The organism is Mesorhizobium sp. M7A.F.Ca.AU.001.01.1.1, from assembly GCF_004022735.1.
Taxonomy (GTDB): domain Bacteria; phylum Pseudomonadota; class Alphaproteobacteria; order Rhizobiales; family Rhizobiaceae; genus Mesorhizobium; species Mesorhizobium ciceri.
Genome location: NZ_RZPF01000086.1, coordinates 1 through 12919, shown reverse-complemented (window position 1 = coordinate 12919; position 12919 = coordinate 1). Strand labels below are relative to the sequence as shown.

Below are 12919 nucleotides of genomic sequence, written 5' to 3'. Positions count from 1 at the left end.
ATCTTGTCGATGCCTTGTTCGACCTTGCTTTCGGTCAGGTTTCTGAGTTCTTGGTCCGCAGGCGCGCGAGCCTGTCGAGCCGCAAGATCGGCAAGTTCAGGCCCGCCAATGGCTTCGGCCACGGAGACGAAAGAAGCCCCCTGCGCTCGAAGCTCCTGAACATGTCGCAGCCGAGTTTCCACAGCGGCGAGATCTGCGTTTGACATCGACAATTGCTGGCTGAGGTCGGCCCGTTCCCTGGCTGCATTGTCCGCCGAGCCTTGGTCGATGGCTCCGTGGCTCAACCGATATTTCTCAAGGCGGTCGGCCGCTGCCTGCAGATCGTTTTGCAGCCTGGGCAGGCTGGTGGTGATCGCATCGAGTTCTTGCTGGTCGGATGCCTGCCTTCTCCTTATCAGATTGTCGACATAGACCTGAGCGAATGTGTTGGCCACGAGCGCCGCCCGCGCGGGACTGTCATCGGCGAAAGCGACGGAGACTACTCTCGATCGCAGCTCCTGCCCGACCCGCATTCCTTGCCGCAAGGCTCTCAATTCAGAGGCATCCTCGGCCTGTGAATCGCTGATTGTTTTGTCCGCTCCTGGCCACAGTCGGTCCAGTAGACCACCGGCAAGCGAGCGTGTCCTCGGGGGAGGGATGGCAGACGGCTCAAGCCGGGAATTCCCGCTAGCGGAATTGTCCTGTCCGGTTTCAGCCGCACCTGTCTTGCGCAGTGCCGCCATGACGCGGCGCAGATGGTCTTGCGACGATAGCATCGTGATGTGGTCATCTATGCTTGAATCGACGAGGTCCTGCGAAGACGGGGCGCCGACGGGCAGTGAACCGCGCGATGGGGCGTCGATGATAAGCTGAGTAGTTGCTTCGTAGAGAACCGGGCGAAGACTTCCCAGCAACCCCGCCAGCAGCCCGCCCAACACAGCGAAGGCAACAATAGACCATTTTCGCCTTGCCAGAATCACGAAGAGTTGGTGCGACGCGGTGGCCGGCTCGACATATTCGCGCAATGACCGCACGTGCACTCTGCCTTCGAGAACCGGTGCTGGTGGTTGATTGATCCGTGGCAGCTGGATCGGGCTGATTGCGGAACCTACCATTTTATACTCCTGCCAGATCGGGTTCATGAATTGGGCCGGTTTCCTGTGCTTGCCGGTTGGCTCGGCTCCGCCAGGCCTGGAACATCAATGCGGACCACAATTCGCGCGAGCGGTTCTGGCCATCAATGTGATCGCGCCAGCAGGCGTCGATCTTCGCAGCGTCCAATACGTCACTGCTTTCTGCTCGCATGTCGGCGAGAAGATCGCTGGCCCAGTTGCGCAGCGGACCCCGCAGCCATGCTGCGATAGGGACATCGAAGCCCTGTTTCGGACGCTCGATCAGGTGCTGCGGGAGATAGCGGCGTAGCAATTGACGAAGGATCCATTTGCCGGCGCCATCACGAACTTTCATGTTGGATGGCAGCCGCCAGGAGAATTCGACAACGCGGTGGTCAAGCAGAGGACACCGGCCCTCAAGGCTGTTGGCCATAGTGGCACGGTCCAGCTTCACCAAGATATCGCCAGGCAAGTACCCCGCCATGTCATCGCACAGAAGACGGGAGAGCAGGTCGTCAAGCGGCGGACCGCCGTGGCCGTAGATTGGTTCGGTGGGCCGCTGACGTCCCAGGTTTTCAGCCTGTGGCCGCGCCAGCCGCTGAAACAATTCGTCTTCATTCGATGCCGTGAGCAGCCGGGCGAGACGTTCCATCCGGTCGCTCCGGATAAAATGCCTCGCGCTCGCAGAGAGTGGCAGTTTGCCGATGACATCGTCGCGTCCGGCGCGTGCGAAAAAACCTGCCCCTGCCGCCAAGGTTCGGCGCAGTTGTCGGGGCAGGCGCAGGTGTCGTTTCAACCGCTCCGCCATGAAGTGGCGGCCGTATCCTGCGAAGCATTCGTCACCGCCGTCGCCCGACAGCGCTACGGTGACGTGCTGACGGGCGAGCCTGGCAACGAGCAAGGTCGGTATCTGCGATTCATCGGCGAAGGGTTCATCCCAGACCTGCGGCAACTCGGGAATGACGTCACGTGCGGCGCTGGGCGAGAGGTGAAGTTCGGAGTGGTCGGTGCCCAGATGACGGGCAACGGCCGCTGCGTATGGAGCTTCATCAAAGCCGCCCTCTGCGAACGAGATCGTGAAACTGCGAACCGGCTTGCAGGATTGAGCCTGCATCAGGGCGATCACGGCTGAGCTGTCGATCCCGCCCGACAGGAAGCCACCCAGAGGGACGTCGGCCATCATGCGTTCCCGCACGGCCAGCCGAAGCCGGTTGTCCAGTTCGTCAACCAGATCTTCGTCGGTGCCGGTAGCGGGGTTCCGTCGCCCATCGGCTGCAACGTCAGCCAGTGACCACCAGCGGTGAACGCGTTGCGAAAGACGGTCCGCGCTGCGGTCTTCGGCACAATTCGCCGCGGTGACGGAAAGGACGGAACCAGGCGGCAGTTTGAACACGCCTCGCCAGATACAGAGATGGTCCGGCACCCATCCCGTTGAAAGCATTGCCGCCGCGGCATCAAGATCAAGGTCGGGAGAGAAGCCCGGAAAGGTGTTGATCGCCTTCAGCTCAGAGGCGAAGACCAATGCGTCTCGGGTCGAAGCAACATAGAGGGGCTTTTTGCCCATCCTGTCACGGGCCAGATAAAGGCTTCTTGTCTTCAGATCCCACAATGCGAACACGAACATTCCGGCAAAGCGTTTGAGGGCGGTTTCAAGCCCCCAATGCTCGATTGCGCTGAGCATCACTTCGGTGTCGCTGGCGCCTTGAAAGGTTTGGCCCGCACCCTCAAGTTCGCGACGTAAATCGCGAAAATTGTATATCTCACCGTTGAAGGTGATCACGTATCGGCCGCTGGCAGAATGCATCGGCTGGTGCCCGGCGGCTGACAGGTCGACAATTGCCAATCGCCTGTGGCCCAATGCGATTCCAGCCTCGCGATCGGCCCAGAGCCCTTCGCCATCCGGGCCCCGGTGACGCAGCGATGCGGTCATCCGCCCGATCGCTTGGAGCGGCTTTATGTCTGTGGCATCGGAAGCCAATAGAATTCCGGCGATCCCACACATTTAGGGCACCCTGGGCTCGGCAAGTTGCCGCCGAAGTGCGGTCGGATTTCCGGCAACGAGGCAGAAAGCCAGCGAAAACCACACGATCGGATGGCGGATGATCAGGTGAGGCATGCTGAAGATTATCGTCGACGCACCGAGCACCAGCAGCGCGTCGAATCCCGCTCGCCAGGCAAGCGACATTGCGGCTCCCACGATCCAGACCAATGCCATCACCGCAAGCAATCCGCCCTGCAGGTAAAGGTCAAGAACGGTATTATGGGCCTCGAAAGGTCGCTGCAGAAATTGACGGTCGGCGACGGGCGGGCGCTCGAGGTGAGGCCCAGGGCCCAATCCCAGCGACCCGGATTTCAACCCCGTTTCCACCGCGTCCTGCCACAGATAGAGCCGGAGTTCGAACGTTTCGAGTGTCGCTTCCCCACCCTGGTCCTTGGTAAGGCTCTTGGCAAAATGGGCGACGCTGGCCTCTTCGGTGAGCGCGTAGGGCGTCATCGCCAGCGCTAAAGGCAAGGAACCCGCCAACAGCACAATTGCTGCCAAGCGGGGCAGGCTGGCGCGACCGCTTGTTGCGATCCATGCACGAAGCCGCAATCCGAGAAAGACGAGGCAGCTCAGGATACTGGTGTAGAGATAGGTGTCGCTCTTCGTCAGCCGGCCGACATAAAAGGTCAGGATCAGGCTGGAGAATGCGAGCAAACGGCGCCATGGGTTGCGGGTGGTCGTGGCAAGGTGCAAAGCCAGGGGGCCAAAAAGCGCGCAATAGAGCGCAAGTTGGTTCGGGTTCTCGGACCAGCCCCGGAATCTGTCCCAGAACCAGGGGTCGACGCCGGGCTGGTGGGCTACCCCAAATGCCAATCCCAGCTGAATTACGAAGCTTCCATTGGCGATGGCGATCACCCACCAGGCACTGCGGCGAAGGTGACGATCGGCGTCGGGCTCCGCGGCCGCCAGGCATGTGAAGCCGGCCAGCAGCATGTAGGCCATCAGGTCATGTACCAGCCCGGTCAAGTAAAGGACGGTGGTCAGGTAGCCGACGATCGTGCCGATTCCCAAAGCCAGCGACAAGATCAGCCAGAAGCTCGCCAGTTGGACAAAAGCGGGTGTGACCTGGAGACGACCCCCGGCGAATATTCGTCCAATCGCCAGAACGATCCAGATCGCGATGAACAATTCGCCATAGCCGAGCGGCAATCCCGGAACGGCCAGTTGCGTCGCGTAGGACATCGCAACTCCCAGGGCGAGCAAGGCGTCCCGGATCATTGACGTGCTCCGCCCCGGTGATCTGCGAGGCTGCCCTCAAGCGCGACAGCAGGGAGCGGTCGCGGAAGCCCCGCGCGGAGTGTGTTTTCGTACAGGTCGCAGTACTGATCGACCACCAACGGCAGGGCAAATCGCTCCCGCACAAGTTCAGCGGAACGGACGCCCATTGCCTTTGCCCCAGCGCGGTCGGACAGCAAGTCTATTGTTCGCGAGGCAAGGGCATCGGCGTCATGCGGTGCAACCAGGTAGCCATTCCACCCGTCTTCGACGACGTCTCTGCAGCCTGGCATCCTGGAAGCCACGATTGGCAGTCCCGAAAGCCCCGCTTCCAGCAACACACGCGGTACTCCTTCGCGATACTGGGTGGGAAAGGCGAATACATCGGCCATGCCGAGGAGATCAGCGACATCGCGTCGTGGACCCAAGGCCAGCACATGAGATGCGTGCCGGTCGATCTCGGACTTGTCGATTGCGAATGAGCCTTCGGATTCTCGCGGGCCGACAAGCACAAATCGTGCTGCTGGTCTTTCGGCCACGACGCGAGGAACCGCCTCGAGGAGGGTTCCCACACCCTTCTGACGGGTCAAGCGGCCGACAAAGATCACCACTTCGGCGGACTGGAGGCCGAGTTCCCTACGCATCTTCGTTGCCGAGGACCCGAGATGGCGCACCGTTGCGAACGCATCGACATCGATTCCGGAACTGCGTATCAGTCGCGAGCTTCCGCGACCGGTCAGCCGAAAGCGCTCGAAGAACAGTTGGTCATCACGATTTTGGAAAACGGTCGCCGCCGTCCACGAAGACGCGAGCCATTGCAGCGCGCAATAGACCGGACGCAGGGCCAAAGCGCGAGGCGCCAGAGATGAGAACGTCCAGCCCAGCCCGTTGATGGTGCGAATAACCGGAACTGTTCCCCGCATGGAAAGGGGCGTCAACAGATTTGGCTTGGTGTCGAAACTCTGGATGATGTCGGGCCGAAGCTCCCGCATCAATCGGCGCATCGTTCCGAGAGCACGCCATTCCCCGCCGCCAGATGCAAACCGGTCGAAGGAGAACCTGTGATGCGAAATGTCATGCCTTAAAAACGGTACGGGAGAACCGCTCGAGACCGCCGTAACGCGAAAGCCTTTCTCTCGCAGCGCGATGAGGAAGGGAACTCTCAAGGCGTGATCCTCGCCTCCCACGCAGACCAGATGTGGGTTCATCTGCCTCTCCCCAGCGCACACGGCGGGCAATCGAGTAACTGACGCTCTCGATGCTGCCACGGCCCGGTTTCATCACCTATGAGCGCATCCCGCCCGAGTGCACGCTATGGGGAGGCCGGGTTCCTGTCCTCGTCCGTTTGAATGACACCATGATGTTTGGAAAGGGGTAGGACCAGTGAGGCGAGATTCCCTCGCGGTGGGGGAGCGCTAATGTCCCTCCTGTCTTGCCGACGCAGTCTCACCGGGACGCCCCCACGGCATTGCCTGAAGTGGGTACGATGAGTGGCTGGAGTAAGGCGTGGCGGACCTGAACTCCGCGGCTCGCTGATGGGCGCGAAGTTCGGACGCTCGGCCCAAACGACTGTCGGCGAGGCACCAAGACCTCGCCGACCTTTAAGGCATTCGTCGCTGGAGCGTCAGGTGACCAGGAAAGACGATGCGGTAATCGACAGATGCGGAGAGAGGCTCGCGAAATGGATCTGGTTTGCGCCTCCGACGCCGTCGCTGTCGAAAGAAAGAGCTCCGGTCGAACTGTTGTAGATAATGTGATCGGAACTGTCATGCGCCGCTTTGCCGGCAAAGAAAGCGTCCGACGAGAGGCCCCCCTGATCGAGACCGGCAAAGATGGAATGGTCGAGGTGGATCTTGTCCTGGGCTTTGTTGAAATCAGTGATCCTGTCGACGTTTCCAGCGCCAAGGGCGGTACTGAACACGAAGGCATCTCTGCCCCCGTGCCCGGTCAACGTATCGGCTCCGCCGCCACCGTCGATCTTGTTGTTACCGGCATTGCCTTGAATGGTCTGTCCGAATTCGTTGCCGGTCAGATTGATGGCGGCCTTGCCGGACGTCTTGGTGGTTGCGAGTTGCTCGATGTGCGAGCCAGCCGAAAGAGCGAAGCTCACCGAGGCAAGAACCTTGTCGAGGCCGCTTCCTCCCTGCTCCACCACCTTGTCGTGGGCATTGTCGACGTAATAGGTGTCATTGCCGCCATAGCCGGTCATCTTGTCGGCGCCACCGCCGCCATTGATCTTGTTGGCACCGCCATTTCCATAGATGGCTTGACCGAATTCGTTGCCGGTCAGGTTAATGGACGCCCTGCCACCGGAATTGGCGGTGGAGAGCTGCTCGACATGTGATCCCGCCGTAAGAGCGTAACTCACCGAGGCCGCGACCTTGTCGAAGCCCCCGTTTGGCGCTTCCATGACCTTGTCATGAGCATTGTTGACGAGATATTTGTCATTGCCCCCGGTTGCGTGGAAAACGTCTGCGCCGCGCGTGCCATGGAAGACATGATCGCTGCCCGACGGGGCCGGCCCGGTGGGAGCAGGGGTGCCGACGTGAGTAGGAGGTGTGGTCGGTGTGCCGACCGGATCACTGACCGGGGGCGTGACAGGATCACTAACCGGGGGCGAGACCGGGGCATGGGTGCCCTCGAGATTGTGCTGGAGGAAAAAGGCTTTCAGTTCCGAGGCGCTTTCAAGCGCGGTGTCGCCATTCTGCGTTCCCCATTTATAGGTATAGTCAAAGGCCGGCGACGGAACCAGTGCGGCCCAACGATCAATCATGGCCTGCTCCTGGGCAGCGGTGGGCATGACAAACTTGCCGCCAGCGCTGGTTTCCCAGTTGCCACCACCGAACGCCTGGTAAAGCGGGACGATCTTGTCAATCGGGATGCCCGCTTCACCGGCAGCCGCAACCATCTTGTCGATATGGGTGTAGTCGGGAGCCGAAGTGTTGTTGATGGGGTAATAGCCGATACCGTAGAAATCGATGCCCGTATTCGCCGGATTGTAAGCGGCGTGGGCCGGGTCGTTCGGGTTCATGTAGCTCGGGGAGCCATCCGTGCCCAAGTTCATCATCGTGATGAAGGTCTTGGCGCCGGGAACATGAGAATGAATCCAGTCGGATTCCGCCTTTAGATTTGCAGCGGTTGCGTAGCTGCCCCACTTGCCTGTCGGATCAGGCTCGTCGCTAAGGTAAAACCCGAACACATTTGGATTACCTATGAAGGGAGTGACTTTATCAATGAAAGACGAAGTTACTCCGTCGTGCTCACCGAGATAAACCAAGCCTTTCATGCCATCCGGCAAGGCATTGACTTGCGAAACGTACTGAACATCAGCCAGATTGAATCCGGCGGTTGCGATCTCGGCGGCTGATCCACCGGACGCGTAGTGGAGTGTCATCCAAAAATCCTTTGGTTGATTCGGTTATGCCCCACGTCTGCTTAGTTGACGGCGCATATTAGGCCCAAATCAAATACGACACCCGCTGGATAGAATCTTTGATCGCCGACAGGATTGCTGCACAGCAGGAGATGTTCCGCTTCGGGTCAACCGAAGTCTTTTAAAACAGTGCCGCAACAACAACATAAGCCCCTCTCATCCGGCTCATTGTTGAGCCGCGTGATTGGGAAATATCCGCCTTTCCCGACCGGGTTATCCCCAACTAGGGGAAAGCCAATTGGGGTGCCTCGGCACATGAACCGAGGCTTGCGCTGACGCCCTCGCGGCTCACCCGCCAACTTGACGGTCGAAAGATCGTGCCGCTTGCGGCGTGAAGCGGCCACCTATCGCTGCTTTAGGAGCACTTTCTGCTTTGATCCTATTTAAAAAATCGATGGCCCAACTCTCGTTTGAAATATGATCCGACCCAGCGCATGGAGAAAAAGTCATCTCTCCAAAATATATGTCACCGTTAATGCTGTACAAATCGACCCTGACAAACTCAACATCCCTAGATATCGTTTCCGCGATCTCGATCATTTTTTCGAGATTTTCCGGCCTTTCTACGTTTTCTGGTAGGTCATAACCATACATGACATCAATCTGCTTAAAATCCGGAAGAGAAAAGACAGCCCTTTTATGATCAACAAATCTACCGACGTCGACCTGAAGATAAATTGCCTTGCCGCGAACGCAAAAGAATTTGTAGTCACTTAATTCACCACCAGTAGAAATGTTGTCTTCGACAATTAATTTCTTTTCCATTTTATAATATTGTGTCTCTCGTCCGATATTAAAGTACGACCTCTTAGAGAAATTTAAGAATTCCTCTAGAGTTTTCCTATTGAGCGGTTTGTCGAGGAATATAATTTTTCCAGAGGAATGGGTCGGCTTCATCACGAAATGACGTCCGAGGAAAGGCTGGATCCAAAGTAAAATGTCATCTGCCGTCGTATTTCTATCTATCTTGAATACAGAGATCGTCTTTGGGATTTTAAGGCCTGCGATTCCACTAGCTATGTACTTAGCATAATGCTTATCAACGCAAATCTTCTCCAGGTATCCCCATCTATTTCGTATCATTCTGTCAAATATAAAATCATTTATCGTAGCCGATTGACTGGAAACCCGTCTTGGGAACCTGTTGTTCCCGTTAAAGAATCCCGCTGCTGCTATGGGGTAGTTCAGAACGTAGAAATTCGGGGTTATCAAGCTGACCCTATATATCGTTTCCCAGACAGCTCTTCTTAATTTCCGATACTTCTTTTCCACGCAACACCCCACTACGCGGATAACGCACGGCTAACGCGGCGTCCGCTCTGATAACGACGATGGCGAAGGCGCGATCCGCCTCCTTGGGCAGGTTGGCAGCCGTCACAGATGGGGCCGGTCGAACCCGTCGGCCAGCGCCCCGAGGTGAACGAGCCCTCCAGTCGCCATCCCTGCGCATGCGTTAAACCACAATACGTCAGGCTCGATCACCGTCCTCCTCCGTTTGAATGACGATCCGGCGTGCCGGCCTGACGGTCGTCAATTTGCCGCCTCTGGAAGTCTGGGAGACTGATGGTCTGCTCGGGTGATTGGTGTATCGGGGCGAGATCAAATACAGAATACAGAACGACAAAAGGTTTGATTGATCTAAGTTGTTGCTCCGCATCAGGTATTTTGTGTCAACGACCGTGGCGTCTTTGAAAGTGTGTGGAAGCAAGGACATAAGCCCCTTTTGCGTGTTCCATTCTGGACTGCGTTACTAGCGTGAATTGCCGTTTTTTGGGGGAGTTATCCCCAGCCTGTGCACGCTGCGGGTCGCGTTTCGTTGGTCCTGCGCCACGAATCCGCTGCATTTTCCTCAAAGTCGACGTATGTAAGCAGAGCGTAATAAGGGGGGCGACGGATAGCGGCTGCTATGCGCACCAAGAAAGGTTTGAGCCATCACAATTTACGGAAGTAACGGCGCGGCAGTGTCGCGCGAACGACCGCTGGTCATGAAAACATCGGGGGCCGGTTCTCCCGAGCTGCGTTCCGCCATTCTCGCCTGCATGCCTGGGCTGCTTGGCGTGGCGCTGTTTTCGGCAGTGATAAACATTCTCGCCCTGACCGGTTCGGTCTATATGTTGCAGATCTACGATCGCGTTCTGCCGTCGCAGAGCGTTCCCACCCTGGTGGGATTCACGATCGGCATGCTGGGCTTGTATGCGGTCTACGGGCTCCTGGATTTCGTGCGGCTTCGCGTGCTGGTCCGCATCGGCAGTCTTCTCTATAGAAATTTGCAGCAAAAGGTGTTCTCCATCTCCCTGTCCTTGCCGCTCAAGGCAGGACGTGATGCGGGCCGCTTGCAGCCTTTGCACGATCTTGACCGACTGCGCGGCTTTCTTTCCGGAACGGGACCGACGGTCATCTTCGACGCTCCGTGGATCCCTTTTTATCTGGTGATCATTTATTTGCTCCATCCTTTGCTCGGCTTGTTGGCAACCGTCGGCGCGATCGCCGTGGTCCTCCTGACGGCGGTTGCGGAAGTCTTTAGCCGTGGTCCGGCCGCGCGCGCCTCCGAAGACTTGTCGTCGCAACGGGCGCTTGCCGACTCCGCCCGGCGCAACGCCGAGGTTGTTCATGCAATGGGGCTTTCTGGTCGACTGGCTCGACGCTGGAGCGACGTCAGCCGCGCATATCTTGGTCAGCAGGAGCGCCTCTCGGATGTCGTCGGTGGCGCCAGTTCCTTCTCGAAGGCGCTTCGCATGGGTCTGCAATCCGGCGTTCTGGGGCTCGGTGCCTACCTGGTCATCGGCGGTGAAGCTTCTCCTGGGGTGATTATCGCATCTTCCATATTGCTCGGCCGGGCCTTGGCCCCAGTTGACGCGGCCATTGCAAACTGGAGAGGTTTTCTATCGACCCGGCGCAGCTATAGCGAACTGGCAGCTGTCATGGCTGCATTTGGCAGTCAGGACGATCCGATGGAATTGCCTCGTCCACAGGCACGATTTGCCGTCGAGCAACTGACAGTCGCGCCGCCCGGCCTGACAAGACCGACCGTTGTAAATGTAAGTTTCCACCTGTCGAGGGGGGCTGGAATGGCCGTCGTCGGCCCGAGCGGCTCCGGCAAGACGACGCTGGCCCGTTCGTTGGTCGGGGTGTGGAAGCCGCTCCATGGCTCGGTGAGATTGGACGGCGCCTCTCTCGATCAATGGAACTCGGAACATCTCGGCGCCCATATCGGCTACATGCCGCAGGATGTGGAGTTGTTTGACGGCACGGTAGCAGACAACATTTCGAGGTTCCGAGGCAAGACGGATCCAAAAGGCGTCCTTGCGGCGGCAAGAGCCGCCGGCGTCGAGAAAATGATCATGCAACTCCCTCAGGGATTTCAGACCCGCATCGGGGAGGGGGGAGCAGCCCTGTCGGCAGGGCAGAGGCAACTCGTGGGTCTCGCCCGAGCCCTTTATGGCGAGCCGTTCCTTGGCGTGCTCGACGAACCGAACTCGAACCTCGACGTGGATGGAGACGCTGCCCTGGCCGGCGCCATACGGGCAGTGCGTCAGCGCGGGGGCATCGTCATTGTCGTTGCGCATCGTCCCTCGGCACTCGCCAACATCGATCAGGTGCTGGTTATGTCGAACGGGACGGTTCATGCCTTTGGCTCGCGCGAGGAGGTCTTGGCGAACGTGCTCCGACCTTCACCGCCTGTTTCACCTCGGCCATCTTCTTTGGCGCCGATACCGGGGGTTGCCGGGCATGCATGAGGCTCTGCTCGAAACATTCGTCACCTTCTCGTCCTATGCCCGGACCCTTCGTGGCAGCAAAGGACCTGCCGTGAGCTCGCCAGATCTGCCGGACGGTATACGGGCCAACCTGATATTCGGCTTGGTGATTACAGGTCTGCTGGTCCTCGGCGGCGGCCTGTGGCTGGGATTGACCAAGATCGCCGGCGCCGTGGTTGCACCGGCCACCGTGGTGGTAGAAAGCAACGTCAAGAAGGTCCAGCATCAAACCGGAGGAACAGTGGGCGGGATCTTCGCGCAGGACGGAGATCATGTGCGAGCCGGCGACGTGCTGGTCAGGCTGGATGACACGCTGACACGCGCGAACCTGCAAATCATCAGCGAGGATCTCGATCGCGCGACCGTTCGCCTCGCCCGGCTGGAGGCCGAGCGCACGGGCTTGGCGGAAATGCAGCTGCCGGTCGGCCTGAAAGCGCGAATGAACCAACCGGAGCTGGCTGCGCTCGTCAACGGCGAACGCGCTCTCTTTGAAACGCGCTCTTCGGCTTTGGCTGGACAGAAGGCACAGCTGAGAAGCCAATCCCAGCAACTTGAACGTCAGATCGACGGTCTTAAAGCGCAACAGAGCGCGGTGGATGAATCGGTTGCCCTGCTGAGCAAGGATTTCGCCGACGTTGATTCCCTCTACGCCAAAAAACTCGTCTCCAAGGAGAGGGTAAGCAACATCAAGTTGGATGCCACCCGGGCCAGGGGAGAATCGGGTCGCCTCGCTGCAGCAGTAGCTGAAGCCCAGGCGCGCATCAGCGAAACGGGGTTGCAGATGCTGCAGCTGGATGACCAAAGGCGCACCGACGTGACGACCGAACTCCGCGAGACCGAAGCCAAACAGACCGAACTCAACGAACGGAGGATTGTGGCGCAGGATGAACTGACCAAGACAACGATCCGCGCGCCACAGTCCGGAACGATACAGGAATCGGCTGTCCATACCGTCGGCGGCGTTATCGCGCCTGGCGAGATGCTTATGACCATCGTACCTGATACCGACGATCTTGTGGTGGACGCGCTGATCCCTCCGTCGCGGGTCGACGATGTCCGGCCTGGGCAGCCGGTATCAATCCGTTTTCCGGCGTTCGACGTGGGAACCACTCCGGTCTGCCAAGGGTCAGTGAAACACATCTCGGCAGATCTGATTAAAGACCCGCAACGTCAGCTTTCCTATTTTTCGGCGCGTATCAAGGTTGAAAGCAAATCGAGCTGCCTGACCGAAGCGAAGGTGCTGAGGCCAGGTATGCCCGCCGAGGTTCATATCCGCACCGACGAACGCAATGTCTGGTCTTATCTGTTGAAACCCTTTGCGGATCAGATGTCCAAAGCGTTTACGCAGTGATGGCGAGGTGGAGGAGGGCGTGACCAATAG

General features: G+C 58.7%; 8 protein-coding genes. 2 read left to right on the top strand and 6 right to left on the bottom strand.

Features of this window, described 5'->3' with window-relative positions:
• From EN884_RS07945 to EN884_RS07920, 6 genes are all read right to left on the bottom strand, one after another.
• Positions 1 to 1121 (bottom strand): Wzz/FepE/Etk N-terminal domain-containing protein (locus tag EN884_RS07945; protein WP_245491908.1); only part of this gene is annotated, 1121 nt, incomplete at its 3' end.
• Positions 1096 to 3093 (bottom strand): asparagine synthase (glutamine-hydrolyzing), encoded by a 1998-nt coding sequence (asnB, locus tag EN884_RS07940; RefSeq protein WP_063167493.1) that lies wholly within the window; start codon positions 3091 to 3093, stop codon positions 1096 to 1098. The genes asnB and EN884_RS07945, both read right to left, overlap by 26 nt.
• Positions 3094 to 4353 carry an O-antigen ligase family protein gene (locus EN884_RS07935; RefSeq protein ID WP_063167494.1) on the bottom strand — a complete coding sequence of 420 codons (1260 nt, stop codon included), beginning with the start codon at positions 4351 to 4353 and terminating at the stop codon, positions 3094 to 3096. It lies immediately after the preceding gene.
• Positions 4350 to 5558, bottom strand: coding sequence for a glycosyltransferase family 4 protein (locus EN884_RS07930; RefSeq protein WP_063167495.1), 1209 nt, complete (start codon positions 5556 to 5558; stop codon positions 4350 to 4352). The genes EN884_RS07935 and EN884_RS07930 overlap by 4 nt, the downstream gene beginning before the upstream one ends.
• Before the next feature lie 416 nt (positions 5559 to 5974).
• Positions 5975 to 7744: a calcium-binding protein gene (locus EN884_RS07925; protein ID WP_063167496.1), complete on the bottom strand. Its 1770-nt coding sequence runs from the start codon at positions 7742 to 7744 to the stop codon at positions 5975 to 5977.
• A 327-nt stretch (positions 7745 to 8071) separates the two neighbouring features.
• Positions 8072 to 9055, bottom strand: a complete 984-nt coding sequence (locus tag EN884_RS07920) for an ATP-grasp fold amidoligase family protein (protein ID WP_164745800.1) — start codon at positions 9053 to 9055, stop codon at positions 8072 to 8074.
• Positions 9056 to 9768: 713 nt separating this feature from the next.
• Here EN884_RS07920 and EN884_RS07915 point away from each other — a divergent pair.
• Positions 9769 to 11520 carry a type I secretion system permease/ATPase gene (locus EN884_RS07915; RefSeq protein WP_164894949.1) on the top strand — a complete coding sequence of 584 codons (1752 nt, stop codon included), beginning with the start codon at positions 9769 to 9771 and terminating at the stop codon, positions 11518 to 11520.
• Entirely contained in the window at positions 11513 to 12889 is a 1377-nt protein-coding gene (locus EN884_RS07910) for an HlyD family type I secretion periplasmic adaptor subunit (RefSeq protein ID WP_013533102.1), read from the top strand. Before EN884_RS07915 ends, EN884_RS07910 begins: the two co-directional genes overlap by 8 nt.
• The last annotated feature ends 30 nt before the right edge of the window (positions 12890 to 12919 follow it).